At 54.0% G+C, this 22,546-nt stretch carries 23 protein-coding genes; 11 read left to right on the forward strand and 12 right to left on the reverse strand.

Annotated features, from left to right (window positions below):
• Positions 1-106: 106 nt before the first annotated feature.
• On the forward strand, positions 107-946 hold the full coding sequence (locus tag E5161_RS08150; RefSeq protein ID WP_136777222.1) for an alpha/beta hydrolase: 840 nt from the start codon (positions 107-109) through the stop codon (positions 944-946).
• Positions 947-1,020: 74 nt separating this feature from the next.
• On the opposite strand, the gene E5161_RS08155 is transcribed toward E5161_RS08150, so the two are convergent.
• Positions 1,021-1,437, reverse strand: coding sequence for a c-type cytochrome (locus tag E5161_RS08155; RefSeq protein ID WP_136777223.1), 417 nt, complete (start codon positions 1,435-1,437; stop codon positions 1,021-1,023).
• Positions 1,438-1,707: 270 nt separating this feature from the next.
• Here E5161_RS08155 and E5161_RS20740 point away from each other — a divergent pair, with 270 nt between their 5' ends.
• Positions 1,708-1,851 carry a hypothetical protein gene (locus tag E5161_RS20740; protein WP_169306631.1) on the forward strand — a complete coding sequence of 48 codons (144 nt, stop codon included), beginning with the start codon at positions 1,708-1,710 and terminating at the stop codon, positions 1,849-1,851.
• Between the two features lie 251 nt (positions 1,852-2,102).
• On the opposite strand, the gene E5161_RS08160 is transcribed toward E5161_RS20740, so the two are convergent.
• Entirely contained in the window at positions 2,103-2,660 is a 558-nt protein-coding gene (locus E5161_RS08160; protein WP_136777224.1) for a manganese efflux pump MntP, read from the reverse strand.
• Between the two features lie 134 nt (positions 2,661-2,794).
• Between E5161_RS08160 and E5161_RS08165 the strand changes: the two genes are divergently transcribed.
• The 7 genes from E5161_RS08165 (at position 2,795) to E5161_RS08195 (ending at position 7,493) form a co-directional block, all read left to right on the forward strand.
• The gene (locus tag E5161_RS08165) at positions 2,795-3,253 is read left to right on the forward strand and encodes a WGxxGxxG family protein (protein WP_136777225.1); all 459 of its coding nucleotides are present in this window, start codon (positions 2,795-2,797) and stop codon (positions 3,251-3,253) included.
• Positions 3,254-3,395: 142 nt separating this feature from the next.
• Positions 3,396-3,467 (forward strand): pyrroloquinoline quinone precursor peptide PqqA, encoded by a 72-nt coding sequence (pqqA, locus tag E5161_RS21395; protein ID WP_425456483.1) that lies wholly within the window; start codon positions 3,396-3,398, stop codon positions 3,465-3,467.
• Between the two features lie 48 nt (positions 3,468-3,515).
• Positions 3,516-4,436 (forward strand): pyrroloquinoline quinone biosynthesis protein PqqB, encoded by a 921-nt coding sequence (pqqB, locus tag E5161_RS08175; protein WP_136777227.1) that lies wholly within the window; start codon positions 3,516-3,518, stop codon positions 4,434-4,436.
• Position 4,437: 1 nt separating this feature from the next.
• A complete protein-coding gene (gene pqqC, locus E5161_RS08180) occupies positions 4,438-5,151 on the forward strand; it encodes a pyrroloquinoline-quinone synthase PqqC (RefSeq protein ID WP_136777228.1) in 714 nt (237 codons plus the stop codon).
• On the forward strand, positions 5,148-5,426 hold the full coding sequence (gene pqqD, locus E5161_RS08185; RefSeq protein WP_136777229.1) for a pyrroloquinoline quinone biosynthesis peptide chaperone PqqD: 279 nt from the start codon (positions 5,148-5,150) through the stop codon (positions 5,424-5,426). The genes pqqC and pqqD overlap by 4 nt, the downstream gene beginning before the upstream one ends.
• A complete protein-coding gene (gene pqqE / locus E5161_RS08190) occupies positions 5,417-6,505 on the forward strand; it encodes a pyrroloquinoline quinone biosynthesis protein PqqE (protein ID WP_136777230.1) in 1,089 nt (362 codons plus the stop codon). The genes pqqD and pqqE overlap by 10 nt, the downstream gene beginning before the upstream one ends.
• Positions 6,506-6,512: 7 nt before the next feature.
• Positions 6,513-7,493 carry a dipeptidase gene (locus E5161_RS08195; protein WP_136777231.1) on the forward strand — a complete coding sequence of 327 codons (981 nt, stop codon included), beginning with the start codon at positions 6,513-6,515 and terminating at the stop codon, positions 7,491-7,493.
• Here E5161_RS08195 and E5161_RS08200 read toward each other — a convergent pair.
• From E5161_RS08200 to E5161_RS08210, 3 genes are all read right to left on the reverse strand, one after another.
• Positions 7,460-8,572 carry a carboxypeptidase-like regulatory domain-containing protein gene (locus E5161_RS08200; protein ID WP_169306632.1) on the reverse strand — a complete coding sequence of 371 codons (1,113 nt, stop codon included), beginning with the start codon at positions 8,570-8,572 and terminating at the stop codon, positions 7,460-7,462. The genes E5161_RS08195 and E5161_RS08200 overlap by 34 nt on opposite strands.
• Positions 8,573-8,657: 85 nt before the next feature.
• Positions 8,658-10,379, reverse strand: coding sequence for a pyrroloquinoline quinone-dependent dehydrogenase (locus E5161_RS08205; RefSeq protein WP_169306633.1), 1,722 nt, complete (start codon positions 10,377-10,379; stop codon positions 8,658-8,660).
• Between the two features lie 246 nt (positions 10,380-10,625).
• Positions 10,626-10,874: a hypothetical protein gene (locus tag E5161_RS08210; protein ID WP_136777234.1), complete on the reverse strand. Its 249-nt coding sequence runs from the start codon at positions 10,872-10,874 to the stop codon at positions 10,626-10,628.
• Positions 10,875-11,077: 203 nt separating this feature from the next.
• Here E5161_RS08210 and E5161_RS08215 point away from each other — a divergent pair, with 203 nt between their 5' ends.
• Together E5161_RS08215 and E5161_RS08220 are read left to right on the forward strand one after the other, a co-directional pair.
• A complete protein-coding gene (locus tag E5161_RS08215) occupies positions 11,078-11,488 on the forward strand; it encodes a cupredoxin domain-containing protein (RefSeq protein WP_169306634.1) in 411 nt (136 codons plus the stop codon).
• Positions 11,489-11,634: 146 nt separating this feature from the next.
• Complete coding sequence (locus E5161_RS08220) at positions 11,635-12,129, forward strand: hypothetical protein (RefSeq protein ID WP_246042146.1); 495 nt, start codon at positions 11,635-11,637, stop codon at positions 12,127-12,129.
• A 27-nt stretch (positions 12,130-12,156) separates the two neighbouring features.
• Here E5161_RS08220 and E5161_RS08225 read toward each other — a convergent pair whose 3' ends face one another.
• The 7 genes from E5161_RS08225 to E5161_RS08255 all read right to left on the reverse strand — a co-directional run bounded on the left by E5161_RS08225 (position 12,157) and on the right by E5161_RS08255 (position 22,276).
• On the reverse strand, positions 12,157-12,471 hold the full coding sequence (locus tag E5161_RS08225) for a KGG domain-containing protein (protein ID WP_136777366.1): 315 nt from the start codon (positions 12,469-12,471) through the stop codon (positions 12,157-12,159).
• 178 nt (positions 12,472-12,649) lie between these two features.
• Entirely contained in the window at positions 12,650-14,764 is a 2,115-nt protein-coding gene (locus E5161_RS08230; RefSeq protein ID WP_136777236.1) for an amylo-alpha-1,6-glucosidase, read from the reverse strand.
• Positions 14,765-14,784: 20 nt separating this feature from the next.
• Entirely contained in the window at positions 14,785-15,621 is an 837-nt protein-coding gene (locus tag E5161_RS08235; protein ID WP_136777237.1) for a carbohydrate ABC transporter permease, read from the reverse strand.
• A 16-nt stretch (positions 15,622-15,637) separates the two neighbouring features.
• Positions 15,638-16,513, reverse strand: coding sequence for a carbohydrate ABC transporter permease (locus E5161_RS08240; protein ID WP_211246711.1), 876 nt, complete (start codon positions 16,511-16,513; stop codon positions 15,638-15,640).
• A gap of 87 nt (positions 16,514-16,600) precedes the next feature.
• The gene (locus E5161_RS08245) at positions 16,601-17,986 is read right to left on the reverse strand and encodes an ABC transporter substrate-binding protein (protein ID WP_136777239.1); all 1,386 of its coding nucleotides are present in this window, start codon (positions 17,984-17,986) and stop codon (positions 16,601-16,603) included.
• Between the two features lie 178 nt (positions 17,987-18,164).
• Positions 18,165-19,184 carry a LacI family DNA-binding transcriptional regulator gene (locus tag E5161_RS08250; RefSeq protein ID WP_136777240.1) on the reverse strand — a complete coding sequence of 340 codons (1,020 nt, stop codon included), beginning with the start codon at positions 19,182-19,184 and terminating at the stop codon, positions 18,165-18,167.
• Positions 19,185-19,351: 167 nt separating this feature from the next.
• A complete protein-coding gene (locus E5161_RS08255) occupies positions 19,352-22,276 on the reverse strand; it encodes a glucoamylase family protein (protein WP_169306635.1) in 2,925 nt (974 codons plus the stop codon).
• Positions 22,277-22,546 lie beyond the last annotated feature (270 nt).

Below are 22,546 nucleotides of genomic sequence, written 5' to 3' on the forward strand. Positions count from 1 at the left end.
GGCAACAATTGCTCTTGAAGTACCGGCTCGAAGGAGACTATCGGCAAAGTATCGAATAATGTGAGATAATACTTTCACCTATTAGAGCGCGGAAGGGGTTTTCTCCTTGAAGTATCGTGAGTTTCAGTGGCATTCCCCCGAAGGCAAGCCGGGCTTCGCTTGCGAATGGCTGCCCGATGAACTTTCCGGCATACAAGCGGTCGTAGTTATCGTTCACGGCATGGGCGAGCATACCGGCCGATATTTGCACGTGGCGGATCACCTGACAACTCACGGCTATGCGGTTTTGGCGTTTGACCAGCATGGCCATGGGAGGACGGACGGCAAGCGAGGACATATCCGTACATACGACAACTTGCTGGAAGGCGTCGATTTCCTGCTTGCTGAGGCCGAGCGGCTGTTTCCGGAGAAGCCCCGCTTTCTATTCGGACACAGTATGGGCGGCAATGTTACGCTCAATTATTTGCTCCGACGGCGTCCGCAAATTGCGGGTGCGGTGGTGACGGGCCCTTGGTTGAAGCTGGCGTTCGATCCGCCGGCCGTCCGGGTTGTTATGGCCCGCGCGATCAATAGGCTGTATCCGGCCTGGACGGACAACCGGCCGCTTCAGCCCAATCATTTGACCTCGGATCTCGAGATGGTCCGGCGCATTAAAGAGGATCCTTTAGGCCATGGCAGCATTACGGCGAGATTTTTCCTCTCCGTACAGCACGCCGGCCTTTGGGCGCTGAAGCATGCTTCGGAGCTGTCGGTGCCGGTGCTGCTCATGCATGGCGGCGACGACAAAGTGACGTCGATCCACGCGAGCCGCCGTTTCGCCGAGTTGGCAGGCGATAGGTGCAAGTTCATGGAGTGGCCGGGACTTCGCCATGAGCTCCATAATGAAGCGGAGCGCGATAAGGTGTTCGCCGTGATTCGCGAATGGTTTGCCGAGCGGTTGTCATAAGCCTTGGCGCACAAAGACCCGATTCTTCCGGTGTTTCCGGTTGAATCGGGTCTTTGGCTATGCTATGAGCCGAGTTACTTCTTCGCGCTCAGCCAGTTCGCCAGCGCATGAATCTGGTCGTCGGACAGCGTGCCTTTGAAAGCGGGCATACCGCCGCCGCCGTTGCTGATTCTGGTCGCGATGTCATCCGCGGACAAGCGGGCGCCCACGTTGCTGAGCGCCGGCCCCGCCCCGCCGCTGAGATCGGCCGCGTGGCAGGCCAGGCATTGCTGCTGGTACAGAGCCGTCGCATCGGCGGTGCCGCCTGTGGGCGACGCCGTCGGCGAAGCTGCCGGAGAGCCGCCGGGCGAAGCCGTCGTCGTTGCCGTAGGCGTTCCGGCTGGCGTTCCCGCCGGAGGAGTCTGGTCCGGCGCGCCATTATTGTTTCGGTTGCAGGCCGGCGCCAGGAAAATCAAAGAGAAGCCGAGTACGAGTACTCCAATTTTCTTCATTCCACTTACCTCCCGATTCATCGCTTGAACAGCGTGGGGTCAACTGTTAGAGTCCCCCAATTGAACCGGGCCATACGCCAGGTTCCTTCTCATCCCCTGAAAATTTCGCCAAAAGAATACGAGACCCGCAAATGGACATTCTAGGAGAAGCAATATTGCCATTTTTGGCAGCAGCAGGTGACGAGATGGACATTCAAAACGACCTGGTCGGCCATTTGACCGAATTGCGCAAACGGTCTCCTCATCGTCGGCGCAGGTTTTATCACCGCGATGTGCGGAGGCTTGTACCTCTCTCCTCATATTCTCCGGCAGTTGAAGCAGCTTTCGTCCGCGGCCTCGATCAACGGCATCATAGAGGACGACAAAGCCGAGCCGATCGAGCTCGGGAAAGAAGAGCGGCACAAGTTGACTTGAGCGGCGACATTAAACAGTCCCGCTTCTCCTGGACGAGAGACGGGACTGTTTGCGTCGGTTGCTTATTGCACCTGTAAGACTGTCCCACAATCTTATTTCCGCCGACCGCAGCTCTCGCTTACCTGTAAGACTGTGCCACCATCTCATTCCCACCGACCGCTGCCCGAACTCACCTGTAAGTCTCGTCACGTCCGTGTACATGACGCCGAAGGCAACCCCAGTCCCTTGCAGGGTTGCTCGACATCACCGATTCAGCTATACAGGAAGGCAAAGTTCTCGATAAGCATCCAAACGCCTATCAACCCCAGCACAACGCCCGACGCTTTTTCGGCCCATTCTCCAAGGTAAGGCTTGAGTTTGGCGCCGAAAGTAACGCCGATCATGGAGAATGTGAACGATTGGACAGCTATCAGTATGATCGTGAGCACGATTGGCGCTTGCATCAATCCGGCGGTAAAACCTACCGCGAGCTCGTCCAGGCTGATGCCGGTCGCCACCGCAATTAACGGCCACCCGGCGAGCGGTTTACCATGCGCCGTATGATCATCCTCTTCCCTGTCGAAAAAAAAGTAAATTGCCACTCCGATCAATAACAGAGCTCCAATCACGGATATCGCGCCTTTAAAATAATGACTGAGCGCTCCTCCGATGATGATGCCGGCAATCGGCATAAGGGATTCGGCTGTTGCGAACACAAGCGCGTAATTTATCTTGTTCTTAGGCTCTTTTCTTAGTCCCAACGAAGCGGAGACGACTAACGCATCGAAACCTAACGACAAGGTTAAGATCCAAGCGAACACCATTTCCATGACGATGCTCCTTCCGTCCTGATTACCAATATATAAGCTTGGACATCTCTATAGTACAGGCTTGGTATAAGTTCGCAGCATTCGTGAGACCTTAACGGAAGGATATAAATCATAACTCGAAGGCAGGTAAGTCCATGAGAAGCACAATGTTACGCGGATTAATTGTCGCAGTCGTATTTCTCCTATTTGCGGTTCCGGCTTATGCCCATTCCGCAACGTCAAACGGAGGAAACGGCGGGCTTGGCAACGGAATGGGAACAAATACGCAGGGTGGCATGCACGATGGGATCTCAGCGCATCGACACGGTAACAAGATAAACGTCCAGTCGATCGACGGCTCCACAATAACGACGCACAAGCGCGATGTCAGCATATATGGAACAGGAACGGGCACTCAGTTCTTGAACGTAAACGCGAATGATTCCAAGATGACGGACGGTAATCCGGGGGATCGAACGCAATCGTACACGAACGACGGATATCGCGCGCTGGGGACAACTTCCTCCAGAGGCATGGGATGGGGTTGGCTCGGGTTGCTCGGATTGCTCGGGCTATTCGGAATTCGGAGCCGTAATCCGCAACGCGATCGCTAAGAAGAGATGCCAAAGATTAACGATGCAGGTCACCTTCCGAAAGCGGATGGGATCTGCATCGTTATTTTTGCTTCTTGGACATTCTGATGCCGACATACAATCAATCAGAAACACGTTGCGATTTCAGGAAGGAGGTGTCACCATGTGGGTTAAACCTGAGTTTAAGATCGTTGAGCTTTGCGCCGAAGTGACGGCCTATGCATATCGCAAATGATGGAGTATGCCGGAGAATCCGGCATCTCTTTCCTAAAGGGGATTCGTGATGATTATTAAGCTGCTGGGCTCCGCCGCGGGAGGAGGATATCCTCAATGGAATTGCGCTTGCTCCAATTGCAATCGCGCGAGATCAGGCGACCCATCCGCGCGCCCCAGAAGGAATGATTCCCTGGCCATAAGCCCGGATGGCAGTCGTTGGGTTCTACTGAACGCAAGCCCGGATGTCTGTCTTCAGACGGAAGAGAACGTGTGCCTCCATCCGGGTCCATCCATGCGCGGCTCCCCCATTCAAGTCGTCTTCCTTACCGACGCGGAATTGGATCATACGACCGGACTTCTTCAGCTCCGGCAAGGCTCGTCCATTGATGTCTATGCGACGCCGCCTGTTCTCGGCGCGCTTACGGACGGCTTTCCGGTGAGACGGATCGTAGAACCTTACTCAAGCTTTAGGTGGCACGAGATGAGTTTGGAGGAATCTTATGCCCTTTTTGGGGCAAAATTATCGATATGTCCGTTTTATTTGGGCGATAAGCCCCCTCGGTATATCAGCGCGAGTCCGTTTCGAGAAGCGGCTCAGCAGCTGGAAGCCTGGAGCGTCGGCTATCGCATAACAGACCTGGGGACGGGCGGAATCGCCGTCTACGCACCGGGGATCGAGGCGTGGTCGGAAACGCTGGAGCGGCATCTGGACGGCGCGGATTGCGTTTTCTTGGATGGAACCTTCTGGGTTGGCGACGAGCTGCGAAAACTTGGCGTATCGGAATTGCATGCTTCCGATATGGGTCATCTTCCTGTTGCCGGATCCGACGGAAGCGCCGAACGGTTCGCGCACTCGCCGGCCCGACGCAAAGTATATATTCACATCAATAATACGAATCCCATTCTGCTAGAGGATTCGCCGGAACGGCGAATGTTGACCGATATGGGCATCGAAATCGGATTTGACGGGATGGAGTTGGAGATTTGAAATGTTGAAATCGAATTTGCTCTCGAACGAACAATTCATATCGTGCTTACGACAAGTAGGAGAGGATCATTATCACGACAAGCATCCCTACCATATCAAAATGCACGAAGGCAAGCTTTCCCCTATTCAACTGCGGGCTTGGATCGCGAACCGGTTCTATTATCAGAAGAATATTCCGGTCAAAGACGCGCTTATTCTGTCCAAGCTGCCATCCCGGGAAGATCGCCGGGAATGGATTCAGCGGATCATCGACCATGACGGCCGGGAAGGCAACGATGGCGGCATCGAGGCTTGGATTCGTCTGGGTGAAGCGGCGGACATTCCGAGAGAAGAAATGTTGGATGAACGCCACGTGCTCCCTGCTGTCAGGTTCGCCGTCGACGCCTACGTGAACTTTTGCCGGTTGGAGCCCTGGCACATCGCCGTTGCCTCCTCCTTGACGGAGCTGTTCGCGCCTACGCTCGTCTCTAAGCGGATCGGCGTATTCGAGCAGCTATACCCATGGATTCGTCCGGAAGGGCTTGCCTACTTTCAAGCCCGGCTGACTCAAGCTCCACGCGATGCGGATCACGGTTTGAGCCTGGTATTGCGCGAATGCAGGGATCGCAGAGACCAAGAGCAGGCGATCGATGCTTTACGGTTCAAGTGCAATGTTCTCTGGGCACTGCTGGATGCTTTAAGCTTGGCGTACCCTGACGAGGAGAACGGCAGATGAGCGCCGTAAAGCTGTCGGATCGGCCGAGTCTGCGCAGTCCGGGCCTGATGAAGTACGACAAAGCCCGGCAAACGGAATTGTTGCTGCTGCCGGAGCGGGTCGTCGAGCTTAACGATACGGCGGGTGCGATTCTCCGGCTTTGCGATGGTCAGCGTACGGTCACGCAGTTGATCGAAGAACTCGAGACGGTATACGTCCAGACCGGCCTGGGGGACGATATCGTCGCGTTCATCTCTTCAGCGGCGGAGAGGGGTTGGTTGGAACTATGCAACTAGATTTGCCGTACGCATTGACCGCGGAAGTCACGCATCGTTGTCCCCTTCACTGTCCCTACTGCTCGAATCCGATCGAGCTGCGCCAAAGGGAGAATGAGCTGTCGACTGATGAGTGGCTGAGCGTGCTTACGCAAGCCGGTGATCTTGGGGTTGCGCAGGTTCATTTCACGGGAGGAGAACCGCTGCTGCGGCAGGATCTGGAGGTCCTCGTCCACTGTGCCAGGGAAGCGGAACTATACGTCAATCTCATCACTAGCGGTATAGGATTGACGGAAGAGCGTCTTAGACAGCTCTCGGAGGCCGGAATTAACAGCGTTCAGTTGAGTGTACAGGCCTCATCCGCCAAGCTGGCCGATTCGATCGCCGGTTTTAATTCGCACGAACTGAAACGTCAAGCCGCGCAGCGTATCCGCGCCAGCGGACTCCCTCTGCATATGAACGTCGTCCTTCACCGGGCCAATCTTCACCAGATCGAAGAGATTATCGAGCTCTGCGTGGAATGGGGAGCACAGCGACTGGAGTTGGCCAATGCCCAATATTACGGATGGGCTCTGCGTAACGTTCAGCAATTGCTGCCGCGAAGGGAGCAGCTTCAAGAAGCCGAAGCCGCCTATGTTCGGGCGCGCGAACGCTTCCGCAATCAAATCGAACTTCTATGGATCTTGCCTGATTATTATGAAGAGTTTCCGAAACCCTGCATCGGCGGCTGGGGCAGGCTTTCGCTTACGGTAGCGCCGGATGGACGAGTATTGCCCTGTACGGCTGCATCTGAAATTCGGAGCTTGTCGTTTGAGAATGTGAAGGAACGTGAACTATCCTGGATATGGAAGCATTCCCCCTCCTTTAACGCTTTTCGAGGCAGCGATTGGATGCCGGAGCCTTGCAAAAGCTGCGAGCGCCGCGAGCTGGATTACGGCGGATGCCGCTGTCAGGCTTTCCTATTGACGGGCGACGCACGGACAGCGGATCCCGTTTGCAAGTGGTCCCCTCATCGATACGCGATCACGGATCGCATTCGCTCGATCGAGAATATCGATGATCATGCTCCCGCTCCCGTTTATTCCTACCGCGGCAGGTGATCGGCGCATGAAAATATTCGACGCTCATTGCGACGTACTGAGTAAGCTGCTGGAGAACCCGGGACTGGATTTTGCCCGTGGTCATGAAGGTCTGGACGTTACGTTGGAGAGAATGCTGGCATCGGGCATCCGCGTGCAAAATTTCGCCGTGTATTTGCCTGAACGATGGTCCGGCGATTTTAAGCATGTCCTGGAAAGCGTCGACTTGTTCCATGAACGCATTCTTGCCCTTCCGCAAATGCGGTTTATTCGCACGAAAACCGATTTGCGACTCGCCTTGAACGAAGATCGGATCGGAGCGATGCTGTCCCTGGAAGGGGTAGATTCGCTTCATGGGAACTTGGCTTTACTTCGTATCCTCTACCGCCTCGGCATAAGGACCGTCGGGATCACCTGGAATCGTGCCAACTGGGCGGCGGACGGCGTTCTGGAGGCTAGAAACGGCGGTTTTACCGCTGCGGGAATGGATTTGATCCGGGAATGCAACCGGCTGGGCATGATCATGGACGTCTCCCATCTTTCCGAGAAAGGCTTTTGGGAACTCATCGAAGCGTCCCGAAGGCCCGTTATCGCTTCCCACTCCAACGCAAAATCGATCAGCAATCGCTTAAGGAATTTGACGGATGCCCAAATCGTCTCCCTCATTCAGACCGGGGGCGTCATCGGGATTACGTTCGTTCCCCCGTTCGTGAGCACGGAAGAACCGGTCTCGATGGATCGAATTCTGCTTCACATCGATCACATATGCGCGTTGGGCGGGAAGCGCCATATCGGCTTTGGTTCAGACTTCGACGGGATTCGGGAATGGATCGTCGGACTGGAACATGCAGGGCAATACGACCGATTGGTGAATCTGCTGCTGAAGCATTACCGGGAGGAAGACGTCAAGCTCTTTGTATTCGGCAATTGGTTCAGATTCTATATGGAGCATTTGCCCGAAGAATCGGCGTTAGATCAGGGAGCTGCAGCGAGCAGTCTCGGATCATGATTGCCCGGTTGCACAAAACCGACAGGCAGCTCGTCCCCAGCCTTCAGAATCTTGTCCCGCGCGACGAATTTCGTTAGCAGGGTTTCGAAAAAAAGCGGACGTTTCTCCCATACGTCCTTCGGCACCGTCAGCACGAAACGGCCTTCACGGTCGGGAATCGTCACGAAATAGGGAGTTCCAGGCGGCACGTCGAGTCCTGCCAGCAGGCCGGTGTATGTCGCTCCTTTCGAGGTCGTGCAGACCAATTCGGAAGGCTTATCGTCGATCACCGAGCCTTCCCTGGGCAGTCGGATCCGAAGGTCTACGCTCGTATTTCGGGGGAGAATAAAGACTTTGCCTTCCGGCAACTCGAATCGGCGCGTGCCGACGATTACCGTAAGATTCGTTTCCTCTTCCTCCGGCCAGTAAAACATTTCATATCTCCCGTTTCGATCCGTCGGGGTTGACTTGGCGAAGCTTTCTCCGCCATCCCGGTCAATCCATACGATCGCGTCCTTCACCGGACTGCCATCGGCATCCACGACTTGCCCCGAGATACGATACTTATCTACACGGAAAAAGGAAATCCTGTCCCCCTTCTCGATCCTAAATCGAGCGTGCACCTTGACTTGGCTCGCGTCCGTATCGGAAGGCATAACCTTGGTCACCTCGATCGGATGGTAAACGGTGATCGCCGAGGACGCCGAAAGGATGGTATCGGCCTCTCCTTTCTCTATCGGCTTGCCCGCGATCGTTGCGTCTTGGACCGACACTACGCGAACGAGCTTGTTGACGATCAGACTACGATCGACGAGCAGCTCGAATGTGCCATCTTTCTTGGTTGGGATGGTTCTTCCTTGCGTACCCGCTTGCACGAGGGCATTCGCTACCGGTCGTTCACCGTATGTAAGCTTGCCTTGAATGGCCGTTAGATGAGAGCCGTCACTCTCCCACGTTTTAGCGGTAAATGACGTCTGTTCAAGCTCCATCCGGCCTGGGTGGACTTCCGGTTGCGCATTCACGTCCGCATGGGAAGCCGTACATAACGTGATTCCAGCAGCTAAGAGCACGATTAGCCGTGTTTTGGTTATCGTTTTCAATGAATAGGTCTCCTTTCCCAAATAAGGCGGACAAGACGATTCGTCTTGTCCGCCGTGCCGAATTGTCCGCCGTGCCGAATCTGAGTTATTTCGTGGAATGCGCTCCGCCCGTCTGGGCATTGCCTGCCTGACCTTGCGTCTTGTCGCCTCCCAGACCGAACACATGCACTTTCGGCTTCGTTCCGCCTGTGGTGAAGACAATGTACTCCTTGCCGTCAACGGTGAAGATCGACGGGGCGGCTTGCACGTTATCCCCGGATGTCTGGAACGTCCAGATCACCTTTCCCGCCTTAATATCCAGTGCATTGATCTTGCCGTCCAGCTCGCCGAAGAACGCCAGTCCCGAATCCGTGCTCGTCAAGCCGCCTCGCTGCGGATCCGTCGTCTTGATCTGGTAAGCTTGCTTGCCGGTATCGACGTTGATCGCGGTGACCGTACCGAATGCCTTGACATTAGGCACCTCTCCCATTGTCGTGCCGAAAGCCGCCGCACCTGGAAAATCCGGGGTTGCCGCTTCCGCTTCGGTCTTCGCCGATTTGTAGAGAGTAGGCGACTCGACGCCCGGAATCAAGACGTAATTCGTAGCGGGATCGTAACATTCGGGCGCATAATTCTCACCGCCGAGCACTCCGGGGTAGCTGACCGTGCCTCCGGGCGTGGGCTTCTTGCGATCAATCTTGGCAAAAGGAATACCATCCCATACGACATCCCCATTTGCCGCATCCCAGGCAAACCATAAACCTGACTTGCCGCCTTCCACGACCAGCTTCTTTTTCTGCCCCTTCACCGTGGCATTAATAATCATCGGAGAGGCTGCCGCGTCATAGTCCCACACGTCATGTTTGACTTCCTGCTTGGCCCAGACGAGCTTGCCGGTCATTGCGTTGACAGCCACGACCGAATCGGTGTGCGGGTTATCTCCCGGACGTTTGGCACCGTAGAAATCCGGGGCAGGATTGCCCACCGCAAAGTACATGATGTCGGTCTCTTCGTCGATCGCAACGGGATTCCACACCGTTCCGCCCCCTTGGAACTGGCTTTTCGCCAGCCAATCCTGGCCTTTTGGCGGTACGGTCCAGAAAGGAGATTCCCAAGCCGGCGTCAAATCGCTCGCCTTGAACGCCGCTACGAAACCTCGAACGCCGTTATCGCTGCCGCTGCTTCCGATATAGACGTTGCCCTTGTAATATTGAGGAGCGGTCGTCTCATAGTACCCGTTCTCGAGTGTAACCCCATCGATATAGTCGGCAATTTTGATCATTTTCACCAACTGGCCGGTCTTCTGATCCAGGGAGATTAGCGAGTTGTCCACCGCGAGCATAAACACTTTCCCTTCGCCAACCGCGACGCCGCGATTCGCGATAATCCCCGCTTTCGAGAAGCTGGCCGCTTGCTCAGCCGTAGGTTTCCAATGCCAAATGGTATTCCCCGTCACGGCGTCAAACGCGAACACCTGGTTCCCCGCCGTCGTCAAGTAGATGACCCCGTCGACGACGACGGGATACGACTGATTTCCATTCTTGACGTCCTTGTCGAGTGACTTCAGGTCCGCGGACCAGATGACGCCAAGATCCTTGACGTTATCGACGGAGATCTCCTTGTAAGGGACATGACGGTTATTGGCCAGCGTAAAGCCATAAGAGCCCCAATTTTCAAAGGAGGTGCCGGTCACGCCGGTTGCGGAAGGTGGTGCAGATGCGGTTTGTCCTGGCGTTGGCGAAGGTGCGACATTATTGTTGTTGTTTCCGGTACACGCGCTAAGCGCAATGACTAACGCAAGAGCCACTCCGATTTTTGTTTTTTTCACGATTTCAACCTCCAAGATGGATGAGTGTGCGACTTCTTGACTCATGGAAAGATCCCGCTTCAAGCAATCCTCGTTACTAGTGGTATTTCCTAATTCGCGTAAGTTATGTAAGCGGACGCCGTTTCAATCTCCCCGTTTTCGTTCTTGAACGTCAAAAAGCCCTTCCGGCTTCCGATCGGGAAGCGAAAGGGCTGTTGAGCTTGTTTTGTAAGGTGTTGGAAAAACCGGGAGCCGGGCGCTCCCTTTTTAAGATTGAATTTCGTAGCTCGTTGGATTCTTGGGATCGAGGATGCCGGCCGTCTCCTGGTCACTCTGTGAGTCGGAAAGCCTTCCGAGTTTCCAGCCGATCCCGATATTCAACACCGCCATCGCCCCGTATAAGACAAAGTCTCCCCAAGGCTCCGGAAGCAAAAGATCGGCGAGAAGCCAACCGCCTGTCAAGGAGAATCCCATCAATGCGCCTTTCGCAGGCGATTTCATAAAAATTTTAGCCATCACACATCCTCCTTTTTGCATGCGTCGCATAATAAGCCCATATGAAGATCAGCATATAATCTGAATCCGGTTCTTGATTCCCCTACTCCGACTGTATGTCGGGGACAAGAGCGATTATGCAACGAAATCCCATCCGGCCAAGGATAACTTGGCGAGCAACGGAGATAATAACACTGATTAACTCTGGGAGGCATTTACGCTACATGAAACGGAAATCCGTGAAATTATGTATGGTTCTCGCGCTGTTCACCATGTTCGCGCTTAACGCATGCGGCAAATCAAACAATCAAATCTCGAATCCGCAATCTCCTTCGGCGCCTTCCTCGCCTCAGAAGGCAGGGGGTGGCGGAACTACAATAGAAATTACGGAGAATGCCGTAAACTGGTCGTTCAGCCAACCCGAGATCAGAGCCAAAGTTGGCGACACGCTTAAGCTTCACTTGATCAACCAAACAGGGGTTCACGGGTTGACGATTGATGACCTGGGCGTGAATCTTAAGGACGGCGAAACCGCGACGATCAAATTGGACAAAGCCGGTACATACGACTTTTATTGCAGTATTCAGTGCGGACAAGGCCATGACAATATGGTAGGGCAGCTTATAGTCGAATAATTGAACGAACGAAACTTGGGCAGCGTCACGATTTTTACGCTGACCTACGCGGTCAGCTCCGGTCAATGAGCGGAAAGTCGCATTGATTTTGCCGCCTGATGTTCTATAATAAGGTCTAATGTTCAAAGAAAGCTCTGGTGAAGTGATTGCAAAAACGAAGTCTCGAACAGAGCATTCGCGAATGGCTCCGGATTTCGGGGAGTACCGTGAAGGTTGTGGTGAAAGACCGTTTTCCCGGCGGCCGGCTCGTCGGAGGGAAGTATCACCCGGCTACTCACACTGTCACCTTGTATCAGGAGTGCATCCGCGAGCAATGCCTGCAGTTGTTCGGTACAGAAGCGTATTTCGAGGAATATGCCGCCATTGTGTTCGCCCATGAGCTTGGGCACGCGGAGGACCGGCAATTGGACCAGCTGACGGAATTGCTGGAAAGTCGGCTGCTTACCGGTTCGGAGAAACAAACGATCGCGCTCAAGATTGAGAAGAACGCCTGGGCCTACGCCGCCAAGCTGTTTTCGGATTGGAAGCAGGCGGCGTTCCTTCAGCAAATCGTTTATCAATCTTTGGAGCCCTATTATACGGCAATTAGCAAACAATCCGCGGCTGCCCGCCGCAAAAACAAACAACCGGCTACTGCGTGAGCAGTGCCGGTTGTTTATTTTATTCGATTAATCGTCGTTACGTTGACGTGCACGCGCTTCGCCGCCTTTGCGGCCGGCTTCTTCGCGGCTCATTTTCCCGTCATTGCCGCCGCTGTTGCCGCGGGACTCGCCGCCTTTTTGACCGATTTCCTGATAGAATTCACGGTCATGCGAGTCGGAAGTGGCCTCGCCGCCTTTGCGGCCGATCTCTTGATAAAATTCACGGCCATGAGATTCGGCAGTGGCCTCGCCGCCCTTGCGGCCGATTTCTTGGTAGAATTCGCGGTCGTGGTTTTTGGCCGTCGCTTCTCCACCCATACGTCCTGCTTCTTCGCGGCTCATTTTCCCGTCGTTGTTCCCACGGTTACCTCCATTGTTACGCGCCACTCGAATCACTCCTTTTGGGTTAAAATTGATGTCTCTCGACAACCTTTTTTTACCCGGGTGATTCCTTGTCAAACGCTCTTCATTCTAAGAAAACTCTTATGCAAGAAGTTGGTTAACCGACGTGAATATGGGTTCATGCCTTCGCGATTTTCCAGCCTGTCGTGTTGCTCACGATCTCGTAGACAAAACCTTCCGGCTGCCGCTTAATCTCGATTTCCAGCACACCACTTCCAAGACGCATCCTCCGGACCGACAAAGTGTTCATGCCGGACGGCAAAGCGGGACGCAGCGCAATTTCCCGGTTCCCATAATCCAATCGAAGACCCATCATCGCTTGAACGAAGACGAGCGGTGTGGCGGCCGCCCATGCCTGCGGAGAGCATGCGACCGGATAAGGCACCGGCTTTCCTTGCTCCGCGGAATAGCCGCAGTAAAGCTCCGGCAGCCGGTTGTTCTCGAAATAAGATCCTGCCAGCAGCAGCCCTTCGACGACCGTCATCGCTTCTTTATGGAAACCTTCGGATGCCAGTCCGATCAAGCAGATGGAGTTGTCGTGCGGCCATACGCTGCCGTTATGGTAACTCATCGGGCTGTAAGCCGTCTCGCCCACGGCCATGGTGCGGATGCCGTATCCGCCGAACAATTCCTTGGACACGAGCTTTTTCGCTACCGCCGCTGCACGGTCTTTTTGCAGCATACCCGACATCAGAACATGACCCGGATTGGACGTCACCGTCTCTACCTGCTTGCGGTCTTGGTCCAGCGCCATCGCATAAAATTGATCGCTTTCCACCCAGAATTCCTTCTCAAACCGCTCCTGCAGCTGCTCCGCTTCCGCAGCCAGCTTGGATGACCACGCAGCCATATTTTCGCCAGCCCCGTTTACACCCGGCAGCAGCTCGGACAGCAGACGCTTCGCCTGGTACACATATCCTTGCACCTCGGCAAGGGAGATCGGTGCCTCGGCGAACTGTCCGCTCCGATGAACGGCAGAATTGCCCGAGTCTTTCCAGCCCTGATTCGATATCCCTTTGGCCGATTTGCGATCGTAGGACGTAAATCCGCGGCCGTCCGGATCTCCGTACACATCGATCCATTCCAGCGCACGTTTCACATTCGGCAGTAGCTGCTCCAGCAGCTGCTTATCGTCCGTCCAACGCACGTATTCGCCAAGCAAAATCAAAAACAGCGGCGTCGCATCCACTGTGCCGTAATACGGTGTGAATGGAACCTGATCCGTGTTCGCCAGTTCGCCCTTGCGAAGCTCGTGCATGATTTTGCCGGGCTGCTCGTCTCTCCACTCATCGACCTTCTCGCCTTGGAACTTCGCCATCGTAAGAAGGGTGCCTTTAGCCAGCTCCGGATGAATAGGCAGCATTTGCAGCGCGGTAATGAGACTGTCGCGTCCGAACGGTACGGCATACCAAGGCAATCCGGCCACCGGGAACCGGCCTTCGCCCACATCGGTCAGCAAAACACGCACGTCCAGCAAACCGCGATCGTACAGCCGGTTGAACAGGTCATGATCGCTCGTCACCGCGGTAGATTGCTGTTCCCAATCCGCATAAGAATCCCTGAGCGCTTGAATGGCCTGCGCCTGCGGATGGCGCTGCGGTTTGCGGCCGTCAATCACCGGCGTGAAGAACAGATCGACCGCATGGGATTCGCCCGGCTCCAGCTCCATTTCGTACGTCACCGACGCTCCCTCGGCCGATACACTCACATCCAGCGGCTTCTCGCCCCACTCGACCAGCAGCTCGCGCTTGACCCCGTCGAGTCCGTCGTAACCGATCCCGACGCCGGATTCCAGCTGACGGATCGGCTTTTTGCTGCCGACGTTGCCGTTTTGGAAGCCCCGGACAATGAACATATCCGCGAAGTCGGCGTCGAAAGCGACGGAAATCCGAAACTTCGTGCGGACCGGGTTAAAGTTGGTCGCCTTGATCGTTTCGTACAGCACATCCTCATAAATGAACCGGGTCCTGTCGATTTCGACGGTTTCGCGCCACAGCACCAGTTCGCCGTTTTCCCGAACATCATGATTGGTGAGCAAAATTTGCGAAATATAGTTTTGATCCGCTTCAGAGGCGAGCAGAATCGGCTTGTCGCCGTTGATCGTGACCGTGAGTTTGCTGAGGAACCGCATGTCCTGCGTATATAATCCTTGGCCTGCCTTGCTGTCCGAAATATCCCCGGACAAATCCGTCAGCAAGAACAAATCGTTTTCTTTAATGACTCTGTATTCCATTTCTGCCACCCCGTTTGTTGTTAGCCCTTCACACCGGAAGACGCCACGCTGTTTTGCACTTGCTCCTGCACTAGCAGATAAATGATGATACCCGGTAGGATAACCAACGTCAATGCCGCGAACAGCCGCGTGTAATTGTACGAGAACGCTTCGTTAAAAAATTGTACCGCAACCGGCAGTGTGCGGTTCGCTTCATCCGCCGTCAGCACAAGCGCATAGAAGTATTCGTTCCACGCCTGGATGAACATGAGCACGCCGGCTGTCACCATCCCGGACTTCGCCAGCGGCAGGTTGACGTTCCAGAAAATCCGCCAGAAGCCCGCGCCGTCAATGATCGCCGCTTCATCGAAATCTCTCGGAATCGACGCGAACGACAATCTCAGAATGAACAAAGCGAGCGCCATCCCGAACGACGTGTACACGAGAATGAGCCCCGTTTTCGTATTGTACAGGCCCAATTTGTTAATCAGAGCGAAGATCGGCTGAGCGCGCGAATAGCCCGGCACCAGCAGCGTAATGGTACATAGCACGAACAAAAAGTTTTTACCGCGGAAATCGAATTTGCCGAAAATGTACCCCGCCAGCGAGTAAATGAAGACCGCGATTAGCGTGGCCGTCACGGCGACGATCAACGAATTTTTAAAATAGCTCAAAAAATTGTACTGGGTGAACACGTCCGAATACACTTGAAAATCCAACGTTTTCGGTATCGAAAACGGGTTGCTCAGGATTTCCTTGTTCGTTTTGAAGGAGGACACGACAACCCAGACAAGCGGAAAAATCGAGATCAGGAACGTAAAGAGCATGACCCCATAGGAGAAAATCCGTTCGGGGATTTCTCTGACTCGCACTTTCATCCGGTTCGCACCTCCGTTAGTATGTTCTTTCGTTCATTTTGAACGCCCGGTTGATGATAACCATCACCAGCATCCCGAGCAGGATCATGATGGTCGCCGCGGAATTCGCATAGCCGTGCTGATAGTTGACGATTCCGTCGTAGAGCATGAGCGTTATATTGTAAGTATCGTTACCGGGGCCGCCTCGAGAGGTCAGGGCCACTTCCTCGAACCCGGCGATCCGGGCCGTTACGGACAAAATGATGCCGGTAGCGATGGCATTCTTGACGAGTGGAATGTTGATGAAGCGTGTGACCTGCCATTCGGAAGCGCCGTCCAACAAGGCGGCTTCGTGCACTTCTTTCGGAATGGCCATCAGATCGTTATACACAATTAACGTTACATACACCGCGTAGAACAACCAAGTCAAAGTAATGGCGAAAAAAGCTGCAGGCGATTCGTAAAACCAGCTCACGTGAAAGTTGCCGAAACCGAGCTTGCGAACACCGTTATTGATGAGCCCATACTCATCGTTAAAGATGAGATTGTAAATCATCGCCCAAGCGGCGGAGGAGATGACCATCGGAATCATGAAAGCGCCCCGCACCAGTCGCCAGCCGAAGCGCTTTTTGTATAACACGAAAGCGACCAGGGTACCGAACCCTACGTGCGCGGTTGCGGCGATGAGCGACCATAGAAACAAGTTCTTCATCGAGATCAGGAAGGTATTGTCGTAACTGATCAATTTCACATAGTTGTCGAAACCGACGAACACGGGCTTGCTCATGCCGTTCCAATCCGTAAATCCGGTGACCAAGACGGTCAGGATCGGAATGAGATAAAACAGGCAAAGAACAGCGATCGTAGGCGCCAAAAATGCGGCAATCCACAATTTCACCCACTTGTTCTTCATAAATCCACCTGCCTTCCTAAATTTCCTCCGATAATCCATAGAGCCTCCCACTGGGAGGTGGAAGGCTCATCCTGCATCAGTTGCGAATTACTTTTTAAATTGCTGAGCTTTCTGGGTCAACTGCTTCGCGAATTGCTCCGGCGTTACGGAACCTTTCGCCAGCAGCGCCAGGTAGCGCCCGAACTCGGACTGACCGATTTGGTTCGGCCATACGTCTTGCATCGCTTTTACGAGCACTTTCAGGTCGGTCGTCGATTGCTTGTTGAACTCGCCAAGAATCGGGCTGACCTTGGAGTTGACTTCGTCGGAAGCCGGCAGGTTCGGAGCGAATCCGCCTTCCGCGATCATCCATTGTTTCAGCTCTTCCGGCGTCATGCGGAATTCCATAAAGGCGAGTGCTGCGTCGGTTTCGCCTTGGGAAAGTCCATTCGGAATCCACCAGGAGTAGCCTTGCACGTTGTCGATGCCTACGCCGCCAGGGCTCAGGGAGAAGCCGACTTTCTGGTCAAATCCGGCAGGCGCTTTGGTCGTGTCGGAGAAATCGCCGACCATCCAAGGACCGTTCGCGATCATAGCCGCTTTCTCGTTCAAGAAGGCGTTCGCTGCGTCGGCGTATTTCGCGCCGATTGCGTTCGGGCTGGAATACTTTTGCAGCCATTTTTGAATTTCAGTAAACGTGGAAACCCACATCGGAGACGTGTAATCGTACGTGATCGCCGTATCTTTCAGCACGTCGGCGCCGCCCGGCTGGCCAGCCAGGAATGCGGTGCCGAGAAGCATCGTGGTCCAGCCGTTCTCGCCCGTCATGAGGGACAGCGGCGTGAAGCCTGCTTTTTTCAACGCTTCGCACGCTTGATCGAATTCTTCGAACGTCATTTGGGAAATCGGCTTTGTGATGCCGGCTTTTTGGAACATTTCTTTGTTGAAGTAGATGCCCGTCGGACGGGTAACGGCAAGCGGCATCGTGTAGATGTGGCCGTCTTGCGTGTTGAATTTCACGGAATCTTCGATGAATACTTTTTGCAGGTCAGGCTTGGTGTCCAGCCAAGGCTTCAGGTCGTAAATTTCACCGTTCTTGATCAGCTGCTCGATGAATTCGCGGTCGCCGGATTCTACCAGCGCCGGGAGCTTCTTTTGCTGCCAGAGCAACTTGATTTTGTCTCTATACTTGTCGTCCGGCACTTCTTCAATTTGAATTTCGTATTGGCCCTCGTATTTCTTGTTGAAGCGATCGATTTGCGGCAGGAAGAACTTCGCGCCGACGTTCGCTCCTGCTTTGTAATGAGGAATTTTCAGTACGACTTTCTCTGCCGGCGTGGAAGCCGATGCGCTCGGGCTTGCCGACCCGGACGCACTCGGAGTTGCGCTCGGGCTGCTTTGGCTGCCCGAGTTGTTTTTGTTTCCGCCGCATGCCGTCAAGATCAACAGAAAGCACAAGCTCAGAACAGAAGCGATTTTGTAGCTTTTCTTCATTCCGATACTCCCCTTCACTTCATTTAAAATATATTTAAAGATTCCTGGGTAGGAACTCTTTAAATCTGTCGAAAACCTGCTGTTTTCCAAAACCGTTTTCAATTGTTATCACAACCGTTGCAGCGCTTACAAAAAGGTTATTACCCAAAACGCTTTGGATTTACTGCAAAAGGCATTGTTAACTGAGCCTCTTCGTGCTTTCGCGTACGACCAACTGATTCGCCAGCACCACTTTGTGGCGCACTTGCCGGCCCTCCAGCATATCGATCAGAAGCTGTGCCGCTTGATAGCCGAGATCGTATTTCTCTTGCCGGACGGTCGTCAGCTTCGGCGAACAGTAGGAAGCAATTGAAATATCATCGTATCCGATGAGCGAAACCGAATCCGGGATCGGCCGGCCCATCGCTTCGCACGCCTTCATCGCGCCAAGCGCCATCAAATCGCTCGCGCAGAAAATCGCGGTAACGTCCGGGTGACGCTGCAGCAAGCCGCGTGCCGCCGCTTCCCCGCCTTCTTCGGAAAAACGTCCGTCTTCCACCAGCGCGGGATCGTACGGAATGCCCGCCTCTTGCAGGCCGAGTATGTATCCCGATAATCTCTCGCGGCTGACCGAAGCCTCCATATGACCGTTGATCATGGCGATCTTCCGGTGGCCCAGCTGGGCCAAATGAGCTACGGCTTCCCTTGCCCCGGCGACATTATCGCTCGTGACATGGCCGACCCATTCGCCGTCGATCGGAATATCGATGAGCACACAAGGAAAATCGGGCTGATTGATGACTTCCGCCAAATATGGATCGCTGGTTTTCAGCCCTTGCAGGATCGCACCGTCCACGTTCCGCTCTCTGCACAAATCGGAGTACGACTTATGCAATTGCTTCTTGGGATTGGTGCTGAACAATAAAATATCGTAGTTGAGCTCGCCTGCGCGGTCGTTGATGCCGCACAACACTTCGAATGCGAAGGCATCCTTGGCGTTGGAACGTTTGATCTCCGAAATGATTACGCCGATCGTGTTCGTTTTTTTGAGCACCAGACTTTGCGCCTGTGCGTTCGGCCGGTACGACAGCTCTTCCGCCAGCTTCTTGATCCTGTTCCGCGTCTTCTCGTTCACGTCCGGATATCCGTTCAACGCCCGGGACACCGTCGTAATCGATACGCCTGCCGCCTTTGCCAGATCCTTAATGGTTGTTGCCATGCTTGAGGTCTCCTGATTTCCAAAACGTTTTCGGTACGGTACGACTCCATTATAGGCGACAAAGAAAACGATTACAACGTTTTTTTATCCAGCTTTGTCCATCCCGAATAAAAGCCGGGAAACAAAGGGATTTCTCCCCTTGCCGCCCGGCTTTTCCATCTTCGTCCTTACTTCTTCTTGTCTTTCACGACAATCTTGGTCGGTGCACTTGTCACTGTCGCTCCCGTCGCAGGAGCGTGGTCGGATTTCGGTGTCACCTCGAATTTCAAATATTTGTTGGAGTCTCTCTGCTGCGGGATGTAGGTTCGGGAAGTCGCGTCTTTGATGAGCTTGTATTTTCCGTTCACTTCATCCGACACGTACCAACGGTATACGCTGCCCTGCTCTTGATCCCCGCTGGCGTCATAGAAATCATACATGCCGTACACCGGCTGGCCTACGACCGGATTCGCATCCTTCGTCAGATCCATCTGCGTCAGCTTCGATACTTTGAAATTATCGAAGTAAACCGTTCCGGTGTTGTGTTTGTAAGCCGGGTCAAGGAAAATCAAAATTCTTTGCACATCGCCCAGCTCGTTTTTCAATCCGGAGATATCCCAGGTGAGCGTCTTCCATTGCCCGTTCGTGTCGCCTTGGAAGGAGTGCTCGTGCTGGCCGTTCACCTCTTCGAATTTCAAGATGATGTTGTATTTGCCGTTCACGTCGAAGGACAGCGTGTCTCCTACGAAATAAGGCTTCGTCGGGTCGACGGTTCCTTTCAAGTACGCCCAATCATACAAGCCTTTGTTGTAATCCACTTTCAACGCGTAGCTGCCGTCTGGCGTCACGGTGTTGTCCTTGGTCAGCTGGTAAACATTGTCCCCGGAGTCTACCCATCCCGGATTGATGCCTTGTCCGTCGAAATTATCGATGATGGTGTCGGTGATGGCCGGAACCGTGGTGACCGTCACGTTGCGGGCTTGCGGCTCGGCGATTTCCACTTGCTTCGTGGCGGAGCTAAGCATAGCTTTGCCCGTAATCGGCGTGCCGTTCTCATCCGGAGCGGACACCGGGGTCACTTCGAATTTCAGGTAATTGCCCACGTCCGAGCCCTGAACGGTATAGGTTTCGGACGTTGCTCCCGGGATCGGCTCATAGGTGCCGTCGGCGGCAGACGATTTCAACCAACGATACTGAGAATTCCCTTCCGGCAGACCTTCCGGGGAGAAATACTCATAGCTCGCTTTCAGCGTGCTGCCGACTACCGGCAAGCCTTCCAAGAGAATGCTGGAGGCGACCGGCCCTTTGCCGTTCACTTGCACATCGTCCAGGTAGAAGGTGCCGTTGGCCTGATCCGCGCCTGGTGCCGCAAAGATGAGCAGCCTTTTCACGGACTGCAGTTTTTCTTTTTCAGCCGCTGTAAATACCCATTCGATCTGGTGCCAATCGTTGCCGGTTACCGTAAATGTTTTTTCGATCGGCTGCGTCGCCGTCTCCAATTTGAACAGCAGCGTGGCATCGCCATAAACCGAAGCTTTCAGGGAATCGGAAGACGAGAAGTTTTTGTCCCCGTCGAATGCGGCCCCGAAAAAGGCCCACGCATTTCCGTTTTTGTTGTAGTCAACCTTGAGCGCCCCTGTACCCGTGTGGGTTACGTCGCTTACGGGAGTCAAGGTGTAGACGCCGTCGCCGTTGTCCTTCCATCCCAGGTGATTGTGATTGCCTTCGAAGTCGTCGATGATGTTGGTTCCGGCTTGCAGCAGCCCGACTTTCTTCATGCCGGCCTGCACATATTTGTTCTTGTTCATCAAGTTCCAAATCAAGCCGCTTCTGTAGTTCTCGATCATGAGAAGCGTAATGCCTTTGTCGATTCCGATGACGTCCGGCCCGTACCAGCCCTCAGCGCTTAAATCCAGGTTATAAGCATCCTTCAAGCCGTACTCGCCGATCAAGTTCGGATACGAGTAGTAATGACGCAGAGCCGAGATGACTTCCTGCGGCGTGAATACAATCGAACCGAGCGCTCCTGCAGGCATCATCGTGCCGTCGATCCGGTGCTGGTCGTTGCCGAAGCCGGAAGGAGCGGAACCGTAACGGCCTTCGTAACCGTAAGGTCCGTCAGAAGCGGTTAACCCCCATCCGTCGGGTCCGAATGTTTTGTATTTGGCGGAATTGTCGATCGCATACTGCCTGCTGGATTTCGTCGCGATCACCGAGTTATTCCACCAGTTCACTCCTTGCTTGTCCACCATATTGCGCATATCGAACCAAGCGAAAGAGAATTGGTGCGTAAAGATGGATCCGAACCAGGAATGGATGAATTCCGGATATCCGCCATAGGAAGCTTTATGCCGCATAAAGCTGTAGAACATGTCCTCGTTTACCGGGTGTGTGGGAGAAGCGGCTCCAAGGAAATACAGCATGAACTGCTCGGCGTAAAAATCCCAATGGCCGGCAAATCCGTGCTCCGGGGAGTAACCCATATAAAATTGGTTGAATTTATCTCCCGGGTTTTTGTCCCGGTACCATTCCCAATCGACCTTCCGATACAACTGGTCGGCGAGCGTTTGAATCTCTCCTCCGAAATATTCGCCCGCCGATAAAGCCCCGTTGATCGCAATTCCCGTGTCGATGACCGACACTTCCGAGGTGCCGTAACGCTTGGCGGTATTCATGTCGAGGAAGTGATAAAAGAAGCCGTTCACCTGATCCGCATGATTCAGTAACGTTTGGAGAGTGCCTTTCACACGGTCATAGCCTTCTTGCTTCGTAATCCAACCGCGTTCCGCGCCGATCACGATCGCACTGAGGCCGAAGCCGACCGAAGCCACGCTGCTCATATTTTGCGCACCCAGCTCCGTACCCGGCGCACGGTCGCGCACCAAGCCGTAACCCGGACTGGCCGGATCCGTATTCGCCTCTTGCCAGAAGAAATCGAACGACTTGCGGCTTTCATAGTCCAACAGCTGGTCATCCGTCATCGATGCAAAATCAGTCGGAGCGGCATGGACAACTCCGGTGGAGAAGCTTGGCGAAACGACGAGGCCCAATACCAGACTCAAAATGAGCGTGATATTCGCCAGTGAGAGATGACTGCGGCGCTTATCTTTCATCCTGCTATTCCTCCTTAAAATGGTTGTACATCTTGTTTGTTACCGTTTTCATATCATAGTTTTCGAAACGTTTCGATTCAAGCGAAAACCGGTTAACTTGGAAAATTAAGAGAAAGGTCCCGATCACTGATCAGGACCTTTCTCCATTTTTCGATTCGTTTCGATGATGTAGGTAGTTCGGAAGTCGGTACACGTTTGTCCGCTGAGCATCGGAGAGCCGCCACACTGACGGCCCGTGCGAGGATTGACATAAATAAGTAGCACACTGCT

This window comes from Cohnella pontilimi (assembly GCF_005049045.1).
GTDB classification, from domain to species: Bacteria; Bacillota; Bacilli; order Paenibacillales; family Paenibacillaceae; genus Cohnella; species Cohnella pontilimi.

What these genes read in the sequence shown, in the direction of transcription:
- E5161_RS08155 (WP_136777223.1), bottom strand. Translation starts at nt 1,437, where the DNA reads ATGAAGAAAATTGGAGTACTCGTACTCGGCTTCTCTTTGATTTTCCTG.
- E5161_RS20740 (WP_169306631.1), top strand. Translation starts at nt 1,708, where the DNA reads ATGTGCGGAGGCTTGTACCTCTCTCCTCATATTCTCCGGCAGTTGAAG.
- E5161_RS08160 (WP_136777224.1), bottom strand. Translation starts at nt 2,660, where the DNA reads ATGGAAATGGTGTTCGCTTGGATCTTAACCTTGTCGTTAGGTTTCGAT.
- E5161_RS08165 (WP_136777225.1), top strand. Translation starts at nt 2,795, where the DNA reads ATGAGAAGCACAATGTTACGCGGATTAATTGTCGCAGTCGTATTTCTC.
- pqqB (WP_136777227.1), top strand. Translation starts at nt 3,516, where the DNA reads ATGATTATTAAGCTGCTGGGCTCCGCCGCGGGAGGAGGATATCCTCAA.
- pqqC (WP_136777228.1), top strand. Translation starts at nt 4,438, where the DNA reads ATGTTGAAATCGAATTTGCTCTCGAACGAACAATTCATATCGTGCTTA.
- pqqD (WP_136777229.1), top strand. Translation starts at nt 5,148, where the DNA reads ATGAGCGCCGTAAAGCTGTCGGATCGGCCGAGTCTGCGCAGTCCGGGC.
- pqqE (WP_136777230.1), top strand. Translation starts at nt 5,417, where the DNA reads ATGCAACTAGATTTGCCGTACGCATTGACCGCGGAAGTCACGCATCGT.
- E5161_RS08195 (WP_136777231.1), top strand. Translation starts at nt 6,513, where the DNA reads ATGAAAATATTCGACGCTCATTGCGACGTACTGAGTAAGCTGCTGGAG.
- E5161_RS08210 (WP_136777234.1), bottom strand. Translation starts at nt 10,874, where the DNA reads ATGGCTAAAATTTTTATGAAATCGCCTGCGAAAGGCGCATTGATGGGA.
- E5161_RS08215 (WP_169306634.1), top strand. Translation starts at nt 11,078, where the DNA reads ATGAAACGGAAATCCGTGAAATTATGTATGGTTCTCGCGCTGTTCACC.
- E5161_RS08225 (WP_136777366.1), bottom strand. Translation starts at nt 12,471, where the DNA reads ATGAGCCGCGAAGAAGCAGGACGTATGGGTGGAGAAGCGACGGCCAAA.
- E5161_RS08230 (WP_136777236.1), bottom strand. Translation starts at nt 14,764, where the DNA reads ATGGAATACAGAGTCATTAAAGAAAACGATTTGTTCTTGCTGACGGAT.
- E5161_RS08235 (WP_136777237.1), bottom strand. Translation starts at nt 15,621, where the DNA reads ATGAAAGTGCGAGTCAGAGAAATCCCCGAACGGATTTTCTCCTATGGG.
- E5161_RS08240 (WP_211246711.1), bottom strand. Translation starts at nt 16,513, where the DNA reads ATGAAGAACAAGTGGGTGAAATTGTGGATTGCCGCATTTTTGGCGCCT.
- E5161_RS08245 (WP_136777239.1), bottom strand. Translation starts at nt 17,986, where the DNA reads ATGAAGAAAAGCTACAAAATCGCTTCTGTTCTGAGCTTGTGCTTTCTG.
- E5161_RS08250 (WP_136777240.1), bottom strand. Translation starts at nt 19,184, where the DNA reads ATGGCAACAACCATTAAGGATCTGGCAAAGGCGGCAGGCGTATCGATT.
- E5161_RS08255 (WP_169306635.1), bottom strand. Translation starts at nt 22,276, where the DNA reads ATGAAAGATAAGCGCCGCAGTCATCTCTCACTGGCGAATATCACGCTC.